This is a genomic window from Comamonas sp. HJ-2 (genome assembly GCF_053615495.1).
This window is the reverse complement of record NZ_JBSIFD010000011.1, coordinates 141269-157093: the sequence shown is the minus strand read 5'-3', so window position 1 is coordinate 157093 and position 15825 is coordinate 141269. Positions and strand designations below refer to the sequence as shown.

Here is a 15825-nt window from a genome sequence, read left to right as displayed (position 1 = left end):
ATGCCAAGCAAGACCCCCATCATTGCCTGGGCACGCAGCCCGGTGGCTCCGCTAGGCTCGGCCCTGGCCCAGCTCAGACCCCATGAACTGGGCCGGCCGCTGCTGCTGTCACTGCTGCAGCAAAGCGGCCTGCCAGCCCATGCCGTGGACGCGGTGATCGTCGGCAACGCCCTGGGCGCTGGTGGCAACCCGGCGCGCATGCTGACACTGGCCGCAGGCCTGCCCGATGGCTGCGCCGCGCACACCATCGATACCCAGTGCTGCTCGGGCCTGGATGCGGTGGCCATGGCCGTGGGTCTGCTGCAATCGGGTCAGGCCGAGGTGGTGATTGCCGGCGGCATCGAGGCCTGGAGCCGCGCCCCCATTCGCCAGACCCGCCCGCAGCTCCCAGGCGAGCAGCCCCAAAGCTACGAGCGCCCGCCATTTGCGCCCGATCCCGAGCGCGATCCCGATATGTTGCAATCGGCGGCCGACTATGCGCTCGCGCATGGATTCAGCCGCAGCCAGCAGGAGCAGTACGCGCTGCTGAGCCACAGCCGGGCCCTGGCCGCCCAGGCGCAACTCGCCCCGGAAATCGTGCCCATGGCAGGACTTGAGGCCGATGCCTATCCGCGCGCGCTGCAGCCTGCACGTGCCGCGCGCATGCCGACCCTGGCCCGGGGCAGCTGTGAGGGCGCGAGTGCCGACGATATTGCGGCCCACGCACTCAGCCCCCTGACCATCTCGGCCAAGGCCGATGGTGCGGCCCTGATCCTGCTGGCCACGCCCGAGGCCTGCGCACGCTGGAATCTGCAGCCCCGCGCGCAATGGCTTGCCAGCGCCAGCGTGGGCACCGCGCCCGAAACACCGCTGCTGGCGGCCATTGCGGCGGCGCAGATGGCGCTGGCCCGAGGCAGCCATGCGCTGGCCGGGCCGCACCAGTCGCCGTTGCTGGCCCGGGATCTCTCGGCCATCGAACTGCATGACGCCTTTGCCGTTCAAGGCCTGGCCTTTTGCGCCGCCATGGGCCTTGCGCCCGAGCAGATCAACAGCGCAGGCGGCGGCCTGGCGCGCGGTCACCCGATAGGCGCGTCAGGCGCAATTGCCCTGGTACGCTGCCTGGCTCAGCTTGAGTATCAGGCCCAGTCATCGACACCCGAGGCCGGACTCGGCCTGGCGGCCATCGCCGGTGCCGGCGGCATCGGAGCGGCAACCCTGGTGCAATGGCTGCAAGCCGCTCCCTGAATTCATTTTTGATAGCTATTACCCCATGTCCAGCAAAGGTTCAGTCGTAAAAACATCTGAAGGCTTCGACTTGCCGGCAGGCATGGCGCTGATGCAGCAGCGCCGCTCCACACGTGCTTTTCTGCCCGATGCCGTGCCTGACGCGCTGCTGGAGAAGCTGCTGTTGACGGCGCGCCAGGCGCCCAGCGGCGGCAATCTGCAACCAGGCCAGCTGATCGCGGTACGCGGCAAGCTGCGCGAGCAACTGACTGCCGCCTTGCTGCAGGACGCTGAAAGCCAGGTGCCCGAATGCGAGGACTACGCCTACTTTCCGCGTCCCATGCCCATGCAGCTGCGCAAGCGCCAGGTGGCTTCGGCACAGGCGCTTTACGGCGCCCTTGGCGTGGCGCGCGACGACCGCGCCGGGCGCGAAGCGCAATTTGCGCGCAACTACCGCTTCTTCGATGCACCCGTGGCGCTGGTCGTCACCATCGACGCCCATTACGGCCCCGGTGGCTATATGGACCTGGGCATGACGCTCTACGGACTGCAACTGGCGGCCGCCGCCATGGGCCTGGGCAGCTGCGCCATCGGTGCCCTGGCCTCGTACCCGGCTACCGTGCGCCGCGTGCTGGGCCTGGCCGAGAACAAGCACATCGTCTGCGGCCTGGCCCTGGGCTGGGCCGACGAGACCGCCCCCGTCAACCAGACCCAGACCACACGTGCGCCGCTGGGCGAGTGGTTTCAGGTCATGGAATAAGCAAAAAACAATAGCTGCCAGCGCCAGTGATTAAATGGTTTTCCATAGAAAGAAGCGAAAATCAATGTGCAGCCAGCGCAGGCAGCTATCAACAAGAGAGCAAAAAAGCGCTGCAGGTGCAGCGCTTAGTTCAATGCCCTCAGTCAGGCATGCCCCATCAAAGAGACAGCCAGCAAGCGCCGCCGCGCAGCAATGCTGTCGTCCCCCTCAGGGGGAAGCCGCAAAGCGGCTCAGGGGGAGCTTCTAGAACGCCGGGAAGACCGAGCCCTTGAATTCCTTGTCGATGAACTGGCGCACCTCGTCGGAGTGATAGGACTTGATCAGCTGGGCGACCCAGGGCTGATTCTTGTCGGCATCACGCACCACCATGATGTTCACATAGGGGTTCTTGGCCGACTCCAGCGCAATCGCATCCTTCTTGGGGTTCAGACCTGCCGAGATCGCGAAGTTGGTGTTGACGGTGGAGGCATCCAGATCGTCCAGCGAACGTGGCAACTGGGCTGCATCCAGCTCGACGAACTTGAGCTTCTTGGGGTTGGACACCACATCCAGGGGCGTCGCCTTCAGGCCAGCACCCTCCTTGAGCTTGATCAGGCCCTGGGTCTGCAGCAGCAGCAGCGCACGGCCGCCATTGGTGGGGTCGTTGGGGAGACCGAACTTGGCGCCGACGGGGAGCTCGGACAAGGCCTTGATCTTCTTGGAGTAGATGCCGATAGGGAAATTCACCGTGTCGGCCACCCAGCTGATCTTGTAGCCACGATCCTTGAGCTGAGCATCCAGATAGGGGCGGTGCTGGTAGCTGTTGGCATCCAGGTCGCCGGCGGCCAGCGCCGCATTGGGCTGGACATAGTCGCCGAACTCGATGACCTTGAGGTTCAGACCGCTCTTGGCAGCAACCTTTTTGACCACTTCCATGATCTGCGCGTGGGGGCCGGCGGTCACGCCGATCTTGATGGTCTTGTCCTGGGCCTGGGCGGCAAAACCCAGGGTGGCCGCAGCAGCCACGGCCAATGTGGTGCGCAAAAGCGAGCGCTTGTTCAACATGCAGATTCCTTGTGCCAAAGATTGAGAGTGGCTAAGACTGTAGCGTCAGTTTCATGTGCCGGAGCGCTGTTTCTTAGACAGATTGCTCAGATGCAAACTACAGATTGGCAATGCAAGCCGCAACGGCATGCATGCGGCAACCCAAGCGCCCACAAAAAAGCCCGCTCCTTCACGGTAGCGGGCTTGTCTGCATGCACAGGCTGTCAAAGATCGGACATCGTGGGTGCTGCCAGCACCTGCTGGGCCACCACGTCGAGCACAGCATGGGGCTCGTCCTGCCTGTCGATCCAGACCTTGGGCGTGAAGCTGCCGCGCAAGGCAATCGCATCGCCTTCGGAGAGACTGCGCAGCACGGCGCAGGGTGCGTTGTCGAAAGCGACGATATTCACGGGAATCGAGGAGCCGTCACCTGCATTGGCTCGCATGCGGGCCACCATATAGGGGCGGCGGTTGCGGTCTACGCGACTCTCAGGGATGCCGGTCAGTCGGCCGGTAATCAAACCATCCATCATTTGCTGTTATCTACCCAGAAAAAATCATGGCCGCCCTTGAACAAGAGCGGCCTTTCAAAAAATTTTGAACCTGCATTTTAGGGCGGCGCCTGTTTCCAGGCAGCAGCCCTTTTCTTAATTTTTTGTAATGTACGCCAGTGCTCAGCGATGGCTCAGACGGCGCACGGCCCAGTCGCCCAGGCTTTGAATGGCTTGAACAAAGAAGATCAGGATGATCACCACGACCAGCATCACGTCGGGCAAGAAGCGCTGGTAGCCGTAGCGGATACCCAGGTCGCCCAGGCCACCACCGCCGATGGCGCCCGCCATGGCCGAGTAGCCGGTCAGGCTGACGAAGCTGATGGTCAGACCCGCGACGATGCCAGGCAACGCCTCGGGCAGCAGCACCTTCCAGACGATCTGGCCGGTGGTCGCCCCCATGGACTGGGCCGCTTCGATCAGGCCGCCATCGACTTCACGCAAGGCAGTCTCCACCAGGCGGGCCACAAAAGGCGCCGCCGCAATCGTCAACGGCACCACGGCCGCCCAGGTGCCGATGGAGGAGCCGGTGATCAGACGCGTCAGCGGAATGATGGCCACCAGCAAGATGATGAAGGGGGTGGAGCGCAGCGCATTCACGATCCAGCCGACAACCTTGTTGGCCGGACCGTTCTGCAAGATGCCGCCATGGTCGGTCAGGCGCAGGAAGACGCCCAGCGGAATACCGATCAAGCCGCCGATCAGGCCCGAGACGCCAACCATGATCAGCGTCTCCCAGAAGGAATCCAGCAGCAGCTGGAGCATCATTTCCGAAAAATTCTCAAACATCGCTCTCAATCCTTGCTGGACACGATCTGCACTTGCACACCGCTGGCACGCAGGTGCTCCACGGCCGCGTCAATCTTGGCGGCCTCGCCGCTGGCGTACACCGCCAGCGAACCAAAGGTCTGCTCCTGGATCTCGTCGATCTGGCCGTGCAGAATCGACAGGTCCAGACCCAGCTCGCGAATCAGGTGCGACAAAATGGGCTGATAGGCGCTCTCACCTGCATAGGAAAGACGCAACAGCTGGCCTTGCTGGCCGGGCTGCAACTGTGCGGCCAGCTGGTTCACACGCGTCATCACCGACTCGGGCAGTTGCTGGGGCACGATTTCGTCGATCAGGCTCTTGGTGATCGCCTTCTGAGGCCGGGTGAAGACATCGATCACAGGCCCCAGCTCGGCGATCTCGCCGCCGTCGATCACGGCCACGCGGTCGGCAATCTGCTTGATCACCAGCATCTGGTGGGTGATCAGCACCACGGTCACGCCCAGCTCGCGATTGACCTTGCGCAGCAGATCCAGAATGGAGCGCGTGGTTTCGGGGTCCAGTGCCGACGTGGCTTCGTCGCTCAGCAGAACCTTGGGGTTGCTGGCCAGCGCCCGGGCAATGCCCACGCGCTGTTTCTGCCCACCGGAAATCTGGGCCGGATAGCGATCGGCCAGATGATCCAGGCCCACCAGCTCCAGCAGCGGCGTCACGCGCTGGTAAATCTCGTCCTTGGAAATACCGGCCAGTTCCAGCGGTAGTGCCACGTTGTCATACACGGTGCGCGAGGACAGCAGATTGAAGTGCTGGAACACCATGCCGATGTCGCGGCGCGCAGCGCGCAGCTCGCCGTCGGACAGCTGCATGAGGTCGCGTCCGTTGACGATGACCTTGCCTTCCGTGGGGCGGTTGAGCAGATTCAGGCAGCGCACCAGCGAGCTTTTGCCCGCGCCGGAGCGGCCGATGATGCCGAACACCTCGCCCGAAGCGATTTCCAGATTGATGCCACGCAAGGCGTGCACCGGGCCCTTGGGGCCTTGGTATGTCAGGGATAAATCCCGAATTTCTATCATGAAAAATATCGCGAATCACGCATGAACAATGCGATTGACGCTATAAAAAGTGATTGATCCCATCCCAGCTGCAGCGCTGCCGGGCAGCGGGCAATGCAGGCCTTCGTTCTGGTAGAAACCGGCAGATCAAGCCAGCCTACTTTTAGTAGTAACCCTCAATAATGCCTGAGTCTAGGCAAACCTGAGAGCAACTGGGACAAGTGAATTCACTTATGGCGCCCCCAGCAAGCCATCCAACGCAGGTCTTGCCCGGGCCTGTCCCCACTGGCGGCGCGGCACTGCAGGCCTTAGCATGCTTGCATCTGCTTCTGGTTTTCTCTGCCGCCCTATGCAGCCGCCCCCCCTGCCCATCCGTGTTGAATGCCCGCCCGGCGCCTGCGACTGCCAGCGTGAGCAGCTGCTTGGCACGCCGGATGCGGATCTGCGCATTCTGCGGCTCACACGCGAAGAGGAGAAAAAGCTGCTGCAGCGCCTGGAGAGCATCAGCAGCCTGGTCGATCTCGAGCATATGCAGCAGCGCATTCACGCGCTCTTGGGCCTGGAAATACGCATCACTCCCGGCAACAACGAGGTACGCACCATGCGCGGCATCCAGATCGAGCTCGGCGACCTGCCGGGTCTATGCCGCAAAACGCGCCAGAGCATTCCCGCCGCGATACGCAAGGGGCTGGAGCGCAAGCCCGAGATTGCCTGGGCCCTGCTGGATGCACATGACCTGTTTGGCATGCCCGGCAGCTGAGCCAAGCAAGGGCAACGCCCGGCAGCAAAGCAGGCACTTCGTCACTTGAGCCTTGGGACACCGGTAGTCCTTGCGGCCTATGGTGGCCTTTCGCTTTCAAAAGCATCATGCTTTTTGCTGCTCTCGATACCTCTTCGTGCAATCCGGCTGGCGATGTCTCGTCGTTTGAGGCAGGCCCGGCAGCGCTGGTAGTCTTAGCCTTTGTCCGCATGCGCTTTGCAGGTCGCTTGCGCGCCCGCCCTGGCAAGCCCTCAATGGCTGGAATCGCAACCATGCACTTCTCGAACATCATGGAGTCGTGCCTGTTGGCACCGTTGACCAGGATCATCAGTGGGATGCCTCTGGCATCTACAACGAGGTGTCGCTTGGAGCCGAGCTTGACTCGGTCGATGGGGTCGGAGCCCGTTTGCTGCTCCTTCGGGGGCTTGGCACCGAGGAGCCATCGATGCGGTCCCAGCTCCAATCAATCTGGTCATGTTCGCGCATACACACCAGCATCGCCAGATGCAATTTCTGCCAGCCGCCGTTGGCATTCCAGTCACGTAAGCGTCCATGCCACTGCCGTAGCCCAAGGACTGGGAAAGGTCTTCCCATGGAATACCTGTTTGCAGCACGAACAGGTATTCCATTGAGGACAGCGAGCATAACTGCGTTGCTGAGGCCTCTGCCGAAGTGGTGTTAGCCCCATCTAAGGGTAGTCCAGTTCACTACTGAATGACCTCAACATGAGGAAGGCTGAACTTTCCTTCGAGCACTGCTGGCTTAGGTCCATAGCTACGTGCGATAAACCAAAATCGTTCTCCATTAGCGGGGGAAGGAAGCCAATTAGTAGCCTTTTCGCCAACTGGAGGCGTTGATTGAACCCAGACATCAATTGATCCATCGGCATTGCGTACAAACTCTCGTGTGCTGCTGCTGACGCGATGGCGATTAATTGGATTAGGTGTCAAGAATTGACTGTCATTTTTGAATTCATACAACGTCACCGACCAAAAAACGTTTGATGGAATTCCACCAGCTGGGATATGCAGCTTATATTTCTTTGATCCTACCAACGCCTGACCATCAGTTCCATATCCGGCCGCAGAATAAGCTGCCTCGGCAGGTGCAAGTCCGAGCATGGCTAATCCCCGTGATATTTCCCTTGCCCTCATTTTAAAATCTTTTCGCTCTGGACTTCCCATCTTTGAGCCAGGAGGTGCATAGTTAATCCAATTAGGACTTCCTTTCAATGGTCTATTTAGAACTTGGTCGAATTGGTGAGTCAGCTTATCGAAATTGGCGCGCCAAGCTTCACGCACCTTTTCAGACAATTTCTCCCATTTACAGTCCTCGCCACAAATTCCCACGGCACGAAGACGTTTCATGACTTCTTTATCTCTATCAGGCGCTGGATTAAATGCGATTGCTTGGTTTACTATTGAGAAATAGTTTTCTAGATCTCCTGGAATTGGCTTAATCGATGGTGGCCTCCGGCTGACACCAGCCCCCGACTGCTTAAGCAAAAAACCATCCTGCGTGGCATTAGCCGCAACTTGATCATCAGGCCCATCAATAGCGACCCTCAGATTGATGTATACATCGTTAGTTGGAGAGCGAACGACTTGAACACCATCTGGTATTGAGCCAGTCCAGTCTGGACCAACCACCAAGTGCTTTTGTGCAGCTGTCCCTGTGTTTCTTGAGCCAACATATTTAAACGTTCCACTGAAATAGTCAATAAGCGTCAAAACAAAGTACCGACTACCCGTATCTGGCGTTTCGATCAATACCGGGCCTGCTGACAAGTCAAGCCATGCGGTTGAATAGAGGCAATCAACCAGAGGACTTGCAGCCCACGTGTCAGCAGGTGTGGTCATCGCACGCTGATGAACAAATTCATTGAGCTTTGTGCTTGTTCTTCCACCTTTTTCATTCAACGCATTCCACCTGAATGTTGAAAGAGCATAAGAAGGATAAATATAATCGTAAGCTTCTTCAATTAATGCAGAATCACTTGGACCTTCTCTGGAGGTTGAGTATGCGGAAGTCGGAATCATCGTCTGAGAAAGAATTAATGCAAATCCTGAGAGAGCAAGTGCACTTCTTCTATGAACATGACTTGAAGAAAATAATTCTTTCAATACACCTTGATAGCTTAAATTGGATTTGAATATAGAAGTAATTTTCTGGTAGATCATATTGTCTCTGAGATTAATATTTCGTGAGATCAGATGCTATCAAATAAAACATTATTCTTCTTAAAGCAAATCTGATGTATCAGTATTTTTTTAATGAAATTTCTCAGCATCCTTCGAACGGACTAGCTGAAAGCTATTGACGCTACATGTACATACGATAGTTAGTTCATGAAAATATCTATCTTTCTATATTTGCTAGAAAGTGCATATTTTGTGACTTTGTGCGCCTATGGATTTCGGCAACTTGTGCGCTAGGCGCGCGATGACCTCAGTGCAGAATGCGCGCCCCTCACCCCGCGCGACGACTTGATATCCACGAAGTTTTGAAATTGATCGCACAAATCATCTGCACGCACTTCGTCGATCTGTTTTGAGCAAGTCTTGGTCCTTATGGCCTACGCCTATCAGCCCAGAGGCCGTCATCCACCTCAAAACCGTAGAGCTTGATCTCACTCAAGCGTATTTTCATTTTGGTTTTCCCCAAGCTAGACCCCACAGGTTTTCCCTTGGTTGGACAGGTCGGAAAAAGAATTGAGCAAACATTCTGTCTCGGAAGTGACTTCGCTAGACCTTACGAGCTAGTCCGAACGAGCGATGGTGAGCGGCAAAGCTCGCTTGAACATTGAATTCATCGACAGGCGCCAAGTCAGCGACTAGCTGACCTGGACTAGACCTTGGCCCGATTCGCGGGCAGATCGATAGTGCAAATGCTGCACGCATACATCTTTGAGGATTCGTGATGGAAAGCAACCTGAGCTACCGCGCCCTGATCGCGCTGACCGTGACCAGCGTCATGGCTGGTGCAGCCGCCGCCAAAGGCAGCCCCGAAGAAATTGAAAAGCTGGGCAAGTCCTTGACCTGTATCGGTGCCGAAAAGGCCGGCACCGCCAGCGGCGTGCCCGAATACACGGGCAAATGGCTGGGAACGCCACCTGGAATTCAGTACACGCCGCATGCGGGTCAGCACCCGGTGGATCCCTATGCCAATGAAAAGCCCTTGTTCTCCATCACGGCCGAGAATGTCGCCAAGTACGCTGCCAATCTGACCGAAGGCCAGAAGGCCATGTTCGCGCGCTATCCCAAGACCTTCAGCATTCCCGTCTACCCGGGCCACCGCGACTTCCGCTATCCGGACTTTGCCTGCGCCTCGGCCAAAGCCAACGCGCAGAATGCCGTGATCAGCGCAGACGGAATGGGGGCTGACAATGCGGTCAAGGGGGCAATACCGTTCCCCTTCCCCAAGACCGGCATGGAGCTGGCCTTCAACAACCTGTTTCCGCTGCGCTCGTTCACCGAACACACACTGCGTGACAACGCCTACGTGATGCTGGATGGCTCCACCGTCTTTGGCCGCGCCGACAACCGCAGCATGAGCTTGCTGAACTCCCCCGAGCAGGCTGGCAAGCCGCTGGAAGGCACCATGGCCCAGGGCATGAATGTGGTCAAGCTGCCCGAACGCGAAAAAGGTGGCGTCAGCGTAAACAGGGAACCTGTCAACTTCGGCAAGGACAAGCGCCTGGGCTGGAGCTATGACCCGGGCACACGCCGGGTGCGCCAGATTCCCGAGTACGGTTTTGACCAGCCCATGGGTGGCGGTGTGGGTGCCAAGATGACGATTGATTCCGACCGTCTCTTCAATGGCTCGCCCGAACGCTACAACTGGAAGAATCTGGGCAAGAAGGAAATCTATATTCCCGCCAACGCGTACAAGATTCACGCCAACACAGTAAAGTATGCCGATCTGCTCAAACCCGGTCATGCCAACCCCGACTACATGCGCTACGAACTGCGCCGCGTCTGGGTGCTGGAAGCCACGCTCAAGGAAGGCTATCGCCATCTCTATGGCAAGCGCGTTCTTTTCCTTGACGAAGACACCGGTCAAGCCGTGATGAGCGACTTCTACGATGCACGCGGCAGTCTGTGGCAGTACGGCCTCATCAATTACTACTACGCGTTTGATGCCAACGCCTGGCATGCAGGCACGGCCTTCTACCACGACCTGATTGGTGGCGGCTACGTGGCCTACAACATGTTCCAGGAGCGCCCCAAGGGCCCTGTGCTCAACAAGGGAGACATGAACCCATCCATGTTCACCCCTGAAGCCACGCGCAACGCCGGCACCTGAGCACGCCCGGCACCAAGACCATCGCCTGAGCATGCGCCAACAACTGCTCGCGGGAGACAAGTCCGGGCCTCGATGAAGAAAGCGCAGGCTCCGGACATCACTGCAAAAACACTATCTCAATCACATGTCAAGTTTGAACCGCGCCGGGCTGAGCGCCATGGCGGCTGCTGCATTGGGCCTTTGCCTGGGCATGGCCCATGCCCAGACTTCCGCAGCCACCGAAGACCAGGCTCTGGACAGCCTGATCCGCGAGGCCATGCTCTACGCCTACCCCTATCAGGAATTCATGAAAATGCGGCATGAAGCCCTGGAGGTCAAAGACTCACCCACCGCCACCACGCTCAACCACTTCCGCCACTCGCGCCACCTGGCCACGCCCAAGGACCGCTGGGCCAACAGCCCGATTCGAGACACTTTCTACTCCACCTCCTGGCTGGATCTGGAGAAATCTCCACTGGTGCTGTCTCTGCCGGAAACCCATGGCCGCTACTACGTGATCGCCATGATCGGGGCAGACCTCAACACCTTCTCCTACGTGGGCCGGCGCATTGGTGGCACCCAGGCTCGCAAGGTCGCCCTGGTCGGCCCGCGCTGGAGCGGCAAGATCCCGCAGGTCGACCAAGTAGTGCGCGCGCCTACGCGTGATGTCTACCTGAATCTGCGCGTGCTGGTCACCGGCGAAGACGACCTCAAGGCCGCCCATGCAGTACAGGATGGGTTTCGCATGGAGCCTGTGCTCAGAACCGACGCCGACAGTCCGCAGCTCAAGCCGCAAGCCCAGGACTGGAGCCGCTTTGTCGATGTGAGCAACGAGGCCCTGGCACGCAACCCACCGCCCGGTACGGAACAAGCACTGCTGCAGCGCTTTGCCAGCGTGGGCATCTGCGGCAAGGCCTGCAGCTGGGACAAGCTGCCCGAGGCCGTGCAGCAGCGCTGGCTGAGCTTGGCACCCGAGATCGAGAAAAACGAACTCAAGAATCGCCTGAATGCCGACCGCAAGACAGCAGACCCTAGACGCAGAAACGGCTGGACCCCTTATCGCCTGCCGGATGGCTTTGGCACAAACTACGCCATGCGTGCTCAGTCGGCAGCCATGTCGGGCGGCATCCTGGGCCTGGAGGCCGCAGAGGCCACTTATTTCGCTGCCAGTGTGGACGCCAACAATCAGGCTCTCGGCAAAGGACAGGCTTACCGCCTGCATCTGCCTCAAGGTCGTTTGCCCGCCGATGCATTCTGGTCTATCTCTCTTTATGAATTCGCAACCGGGGGCCAGTACATGGTGGAAAACCCCATCAACCGCTACTCCATTGGCGACCGCACCAAGGGCATGAAGTTCAACGCCGACGGCAGCCTCGACATCTGGTTGCAGCCCACGGAGCCGGGCCCTGACAAGCGTGCCAACTGGCTGCCCACGCCCGAGAAGAATCTGTTCTATCTGATGGCCCGCGCCTATCAGCCCTGGCCCGAGGTTCTGGATCCGTCCTGGATTCTGGAGCCCGTTCAGCTAATCAGCCCCCAATGAATGCAGTGATGGCACACATGAAAAAAATACCTCAGATCTCCCGATACGCTTTTGTCACAGCCCTGACACTGAGCCAGTTCGGCATGGCCAACGCCCACGATCAGGATGATCGCGGAGGTTCGGGAGCGAAAAGCCCCGCTGTGCTTGCTGCCCGCGCCCAGGTTTTCAAGGCCAATCCGCAAATGGTCAAGTCCATCACGGAAGGAGGGGGCTTTGGCACTGAGCTGTCGTATGCAGTGGCCAACAGCATGTACAGCCGAACCGACCAGAACGCCATTGCAGATGCCCGAGCCAAGCTCAAAGTCGAGGCCGTGGCTCCACGCACCTGGCTGCTGCGCTTTCCCATCGTCAATGTGGTGGTCTTCGAGACCGATGAAGGCCTGGTTCTGGTCGATAGCGGCTATGCACCCGCCGGTCCCGCGCTGGCAGAAACGCTGAAGAAGCTTAGCAACAAGCCGCTGCACACCGTCATCCTCACGCATTTCCATGCCGATCATGCCTTTGGCGCCTGGACGCTGATGGACCAGAAACCGCGTGTAGTGACCGAGCAGCGCTTCATCACTCAGATGGAGCTGGACATGCGCAGCAACGGTCTGATTGCGCGCAATAACCAGCAAAGCGTGGCCGATGTGCCCCGCACCTGGGCAGATGCAGTTCGGCCCACCCAGACTTTCAGGGACAAGATCACACTCAAAATTGGCGGCGAAGATTTTGTGCTGACCCATGCCCGCGGCGAGACTGAAGACCAGATCTGGGTTGCCGTGCCAGGCCGCAAGATCGTGGCCAGCGCGGATTACTTCCAGGGCTTTCTGCCCAATGCGGGCAACGGCAAGCGCCGCCAGCGCTACCCCGAGGAGTGGGCCCAGGCCCTGCGCGACATGGCAGCACTCAAACCCGAGCTGCTGCTGCCTGCGCATGGCCCGGCCATCACCAAGCCCGAGGAAATTCAGGACCGACTGCCCGCCCAGGCCCAGATGCTGGATAGCATCTCCAGGCAAGTGGTGGCTGGCCTCAACAGCGGCGAGCGCCGCGATCTGGTGATTGACAAAATCACACTGCCACCGGAGCTGGCCCGGCGAAGCGATGCGCGCGAGCTCTATGTCTCGGCCAAGGACATCGGCCGCATGGTGGTCAGCGAGTACAGCGGCTGGTGGGACGATATTCCATCGCACTGGCGCCCGGCGCCCCTGGCCAATGAGGCCAAAGAAATCGTGCAGCTAGCCGGCGGTGCCAGGCCGGTGATTCAGCGTGCTGTGGCGCTGGCAGACAGCAATCCGGAGCTGGCCTCCCATCTGGCCGACTGGGCCTGGTATGCAGACAGCGATGACCCCGAGGTGGCTCAAGGCGCACTGAAGGTCTATTCCGCGCGTGTTGCCAAGCCTCTGCCCACGCAGGAAGTGCTGGTTTATGCCGAGCACATGGTGCGCCTGCAGCTCAAGCTCAATGAGCTGAACAGCACACGCGCGGCCAGTGCCAGTCAGAGCAGCACAGCGCGTTAATCACTGCTGCAGACCCTGCGGAAGCTGCCCATTCTTGGCAAAGGCATTGATGGGCAGCTGAATATAGGTACGGCCATCGTCCTGTGCAGGCGGCAGCTTGCCGGCACGCACATTGACCTGCACCGAAGGCAGAATCAGCGTGGGCATATCCAGCGTAGCGTCGCGTGCAGTGCGCATCTGCACAAACTCCGCCTCGCTGACGCCATCATGCACATGGATGTTGCTGTCGCGCTGGGCCTGTACCGTGGTCTGCCATTGCGGCTTGCGCCCAGCCGGCGGGTAGTCGTGGCAGACCCAAATGCGGGTCTGCCCAGGTAGTTCCAGGATGCGCCGAATCGAACGATAGAGCGTCGCCGCATCGCCGCCGGGAAAGTCGGCACGTGCCGTGCCCACATCGGGCATGAACAAGGTATCGCCCACAAACACGGCATCCTCCACACGGTAGGCCATATCGGCCGGAGTATGGCCGGGCACATGCATGGCCAGCAACTCCAACTGACCCAGAGGCAGGCGTTCGCCATCCTGCACCAGATGGTCGAACTGGCTGCCGTCAGGCAAGAAGCTGCGCTCGAAGTGATAGATCTTGCGAAACACGGCCTGCACATCGCGGATATGGGCACCGATCGCCACCTTGCCGCCCAGATGGTGACGAATATGCTGGGCCGCGGAAAGATGATCCGCATGAGCGTGAGTTTCCAGAATCCATTGCAGCTGCCAGCCATTGGCTCGCACATAGTCAATCAGCTTGTCCGCGGAGCGGCTGCTCAGGGTGCCGGATTTGGGCTCGAAATCCAGCACCGGGTCAATCACTGCGGCCTGACCACTGATCGTATCGGCCAGAACATAGCTCACGGTACCGGTAGCCGCATCAAAAAACGGCTCGATATGCATCACATTGGCGGACATGGTGACTCCTAAAACGATGTACCCGAAACACCGAAGCACACCACTTAATTTACTTTTTTATATAATATATGAAAATATTTTGAAAGTGAAACAGTGAGCTCATCAACCTTTGACGAAGCACAGGCCACGCTGGATCTGCATGCCATGCGAACCCATGCAGGCGAGGCTGTGGTCATGCTCAAGCTACTGGGCAATGAAGACCGACTGCTGCTGCTGTGCCAGCTCTCCCTGCAGGAGCGCACCGTGGGCGAGTTGGAGCAACTGACAGGCGTGTCCCAGCCTACCTTGTCCCAGCAATTGGGCATTTTGCGGCGTGAGGGTCTGGTCACCACCCGCCGCGAAGGCAAGTTCATCTGGTATCAGTTGGCCGATGCCCGCGCCCTGCAGCTGATGCAAACCTTGTATCAATTGTTCTGCCAACCAGGAGAGACAGCATGAATATCTTATGGGGTGAATTCACGCCCTGGACATCTCTGGTCGGCGGCCTGCTGATCGGTCTGTCCGCTGCCCTGCTCATTGCCTTGCTGGGTCGCGTGGCGGGCATCAGCGGCATTGCCGGGGCATTGCTGCAGTTGCCGACCTGGTCCTCCGTCAAGCAGTGGGGCTGGCGCCTGGCATTCATCCTGGGCATGGTTGCCGCGCCGTTGGTCTGGTCGCTGTTTGCCCCGCTGCCAGCCATGCAGCTGCCTTCCAGCCCGGCAATCATCATCGCCGCCGGCCTGCTGGTGGGCTTCGGCACACGCATGAGCTCGGGCTGCACCAGCGGCCACGGCGTGTGCGGTCTGTCACGCCTGTCGCCGCGCTCTTTGGCCGCTACGGCAACCTTTATCGCCACAGGCGCCATCACCGTGTTCGTGATGCGCCATGTCATTGCTTGAGTCAGCAAGGAGAACATGATGATCATCAATATTGCTGCCTTGCTCTGCGGACTGGTGTTTGGCCTGGGTCTGATTCTTTCGGGTATGGGCAACCCCGCCAAGGTGCAGAACTTTCTGGATTTTTTCGGTCGATGGGATCCTTCGCTGGGCTTCGTCATGGGCGGAGCCATCGCCGTAGGCTTGATTGCCTTCACCTGGGCCAAGCGCCGCAAGACCGCTTTGCTGGGCGAGCCCATGCAGCTGCCCACCAGCACCGTCATTGATCACAAGCTGCTGACAGGCTCAGCCCTGTTTGGCATAGGCTGGGGACTGGCAGGTTTTTGCCCCGGCCCGGCGCTGATGAATCTGGCGACCCTTGCACCGCAAGTCTGGCTGTTTGTCGCCGCCATGCTGGCCGGCATGTGGGCGCAGCATCTGTGGGCTGCCAAGAAAAGCTGAGACCTGGCGGCGATTCGCTCAGGAGTCATCCACAAACCGAGGTGTTTGGGCCGTGCAAGCTGTCTGCGTCACTTGCCCATTGCTTTGCAGGCACGCAATTGCAGACAGCGGCCGACCGGCTGAAGTGACTCCAGCAAAGGCAGGCAAGCAGCACCCATAT

General features: G+C 59.3%; 15 protein-coding genes and 1 pseudogene. 9 read left to right on the top strand and 7 right to left on the bottom strand.

The annotated features are described in order from the left end of the window. Both ACWGXF_RS10885 and ACWGXF_RS10880 read left to right on the top strand, forming a co-directional pair. Entirely contained in the window at positions 1-1224 is a 1224-nt protein-coding gene (locus ACWGXF_RS10885) for an acetyl-CoA C-acyltransferase (RefSeq protein WP_452101899.1), read from the top strand. A 25-nt stretch (positions 1225-1249) separates the two neighbouring features. After that, a complete protein-coding gene (locus ACWGXF_RS10880) occupies positions 1250-1963 on the top strand; it encodes a nitroreductase (RefSeq protein ID WP_370466575.1) in 714 nt (237 codons plus the stop codon). A gap of 243 nt (positions 1964-2206) precedes the next feature. Here ACWGXF_RS10880 and ACWGXF_RS10875 read toward each other — a convergent pair whose 3' ends face one another. From ACWGXF_RS10875 to ACWGXF_RS10860, 4 genes are all read right to left on the bottom strand, one after another. Then, positions 2207-3007 carry a MetQ/NlpA family ABC transporter substrate-binding protein gene (locus tag ACWGXF_RS10875; RefSeq protein ID WP_256630317.1) on the bottom strand — a complete coding sequence of 267 codons (801 nt, stop codon included), beginning with the start codon at positions 3005-3007 and terminating at the stop codon, positions 2207-2209. Positions 3008-3210: 203 nt separating this feature from the next. Then, positions 3211-3519 (bottom strand): single-stranded DNA-binding protein, encoded by a 309-nt coding sequence (locus ACWGXF_RS10870; protein ID WP_452101898.1) that lies wholly within the window; start codon positions 3517-3519, stop codon positions 3211-3213. A gap of 141 nt (positions 3520-3660) precedes the next feature. Beyond that, the gene (locus ACWGXF_RS10865) at positions 3661-4326 is read right to left on the bottom strand and encodes a methionine ABC transporter permease (protein ID WP_003070061.1); all 666 of its coding nucleotides are present in this window, start codon (positions 4324-4326) and stop codon (positions 3661-3663) included. 5 nt (positions 4327-4331) lie between these two features. Continuing rightward, complete coding sequence (locus tag ACWGXF_RS10860; protein ID WP_003070063.1) at positions 4332-5378, bottom strand: methionine ABC transporter ATP-binding protein; 1047 nt, start codon at positions 5376-5378, stop codon at positions 4332-4334. 328 nt (positions 5379-5706) lie between these two features. Between ACWGXF_RS10860 and ACWGXF_RS10855 the strand changes: the two genes are divergently transcribed. Continuing rightward, positions 5707-6117 (top strand): hypothetical protein, encoded by a 411-nt coding sequence (locus ACWGXF_RS10855; protein ID WP_256630316.1) that lies wholly within the window; start codon positions 5707-5709, stop codon positions 6115-6117. Positions 6118-6227: 110 nt separating this feature from the next. On the opposite strand, the pseudogene ACWGXF_RS10850 reads toward ACWGXF_RS10855, so the two are convergent. Together ACWGXF_RS10850 and ACWGXF_RS10845 are read right to left on the bottom strand one after the other, a co-directional pair. Further along, a pseudogene (locus ACWGXF_RS10850) lies at positions 6228-6756 on the bottom strand (IS5 family transposase); the annotation flags it as partial. 68 nt (positions 6757-6824) lie between these two features. Then, complete coding sequence (locus ACWGXF_RS10845; RefSeq protein WP_256630315.1) at positions 6825-8297, bottom strand: DUF1254 domain-containing protein; 1473 nt, start codon at positions 8295-8297, stop codon at positions 6825-6827. 739 nt (positions 8298-9036) lie between these two features. Here ACWGXF_RS10845 and ACWGXF_RS10840 point away from each other — a divergent pair. From ACWGXF_RS10840 to ACWGXF_RS10830, 3 genes are all read left to right on the top strand, one after another. Continuing rightward, positions 9037-10422, top strand: a complete 1386-nt coding sequence (locus ACWGXF_RS10840) for a DUF1329 domain-containing protein (protein ID WP_039048611.1) — start codon at positions 9037-9039, stop codon at positions 10420-10422. A 124-nt stretch (positions 10423-10546) separates the two neighbouring features. Then, positions 10547-11944, top strand: a complete 1398-nt coding sequence (locus ACWGXF_RS10835) for a DUF1254 domain-containing protein (protein WP_256630313.1) — start codon at positions 10547-10549, stop codon at positions 11942-11944. 17 nt (positions 11945-11961) lie between these two features. Next, positions 11962-13443, top strand: coding sequence for an MBL fold metallo-hydrolase (locus ACWGXF_RS10830; protein WP_256630312.1), 1482 nt, complete (start codon positions 11962-11964; stop codon positions 13441-13443). On the opposite strand, the gene ACWGXF_RS10825 is transcribed toward ACWGXF_RS10830, so the two are convergent. After that, the gene (locus tag ACWGXF_RS10825) at positions 13444-14349 is read right to left on the bottom strand and encodes an MBL fold metallo-hydrolase (protein WP_034351992.1); all 906 of its coding nucleotides are present in this window, start codon (positions 14347-14349) and stop codon (positions 13444-13446) included. It lies immediately after the preceding gene. Between the two features lie 93 nt (positions 14350-14442). Here ACWGXF_RS10825 and ACWGXF_RS10820 point away from each other — a divergent pair, with 93 nt between their 5' ends. The 3 genes from ACWGXF_RS10820 to ACWGXF_RS10810 are packed head-to-tail and all read left to right on the top strand — an operon-like array spanning position 14443 to position 15665. Next, the gene (locus tag ACWGXF_RS10820; RefSeq protein ID WP_003070079.1) at positions 14443-14787 is read left to right on the top strand and encodes an ArsR/SmtB family transcription factor; all 345 of its coding nucleotides are present in this window, start codon (positions 14443-14445) and stop codon (positions 14785-14787) included. Next, the gene (locus tag ACWGXF_RS10815) at positions 14784-15227 is read left to right on the top strand and encodes a YeeE/YedE family protein (RefSeq protein WP_054075256.1); all 444 of its coding nucleotides are present in this window, start codon (positions 14784-14786) and stop codon (positions 15225-15227) included. The genes ACWGXF_RS10820 and ACWGXF_RS10815 overlap by 4 nt, the downstream gene beginning before the upstream one ends. A gap of 18 nt (positions 15228-15245) precedes the next feature. Beyond that, positions 15246-15665 carry a YeeE/YedE family protein gene (locus ACWGXF_RS10810; protein WP_256630311.1) on the top strand — a complete coding sequence of 140 codons (420 nt, stop codon included), beginning with the start codon at positions 15246-15248 and terminating at the stop codon, positions 15663-15665. Positions 15666-15825 lie beyond the last annotated feature (160 nt).

Excerpts from the sequence above, each read along its gene's own strand:
- ACWGXF_RS10865 (WP_003070061.1), bottom strand. The coding sequence starts at position 4,326 with ATGTTTGAGAATTTTTCGGAAATGATGCTCCAGCTGCTGCTGGATTCC.
- ACWGXF_RS10870 (WP_452101898.1), bottom strand. The coding sequence starts at position 3,519 with ATGATGGATGGTTTGATTACCGGCCGACTGACCGGCATCCCTGAGAGT.
- ACWGXF_RS10815 (WP_054075256.1), top strand. The coding sequence starts at position 14,784 with ATGAATATCTTATGGGGTGAATTCACGCCCTGGACATCTCTGGTCGGC.
- ACWGXF_RS10830 (WP_256630312.1), top strand. The coding sequence starts at position 11,962 with ATGAAAAAAATACCTCAGATCTCCCGATACGCTTTTGTCACAGCCCTG.
- ACWGXF_RS10840 (WP_039048611.1), top strand. The coding sequence starts at position 9,037 with ATGGAAAGCAACCTGAGCTACCGCGCCCTGATCGCGCTGACCGTGACC.
- ACWGXF_RS10860 (WP_003070063.1), bottom strand. The coding sequence starts at position 5,378 with ATGATAGAAATTCGGGATTTATCCCTGACATACCAAGGCCCCAAGGGC.
- ACWGXF_RS10885 (WP_452101899.1), top strand. The coding sequence starts at position 1 with ATGCCAAGCAAGACCCCCATCATTGCCTGGGCACGCAGCCCGGTGGCT.
- ACWGXF_RS10835 (WP_256630313.1), top strand. The coding sequence starts at position 10,547 with ATGTCAAGTTTGAACCGCGCCGGGCTGAGCGCCATGGCGGCTGCTGCA.
- ACWGXF_RS10845 (WP_256630315.1), bottom strand. The coding sequence starts at position 8,297 with ATGATCTACCAGAAAATTACTTCTATATTCAAATCCAATTTAAGCTAT.
- ACWGXF_RS10875 (WP_256630317.1), bottom strand. The coding sequence starts at position 3,007 with ATGTTGAACAAGCGCTCGCTTTTGCGCACCACATTGGCCGTGGCTGCT.
- ACWGXF_RS10855 (WP_256630316.1), top strand. The coding sequence starts at position 5,707 with ATGCAGCCGCCCCCCCTGCCCATCCGTGTTGAATGCCCGCCCGGCGCC.
- ACWGXF_RS10880 (WP_370466575.1), top strand. The coding sequence starts at position 1,250 with ATGTCCAGCAAAGGTTCAGTCGTAAAAACATCTGAAGGCTTCGACTTG.
- ACWGXF_RS10825 (WP_034351992.1), bottom strand. The coding sequence starts at position 14,349 with ATGTCCGCCAATGTGATGCATATCGAGCCGTTTTTTGATGCGGCTACC.
- ACWGXF_RS10810 (WP_256630311.1), top strand. The coding sequence starts at position 15,246 with ATGATCATCAATATTGCTGCCTTGCTCTGCGGACTGGTGTTTGGCCTG.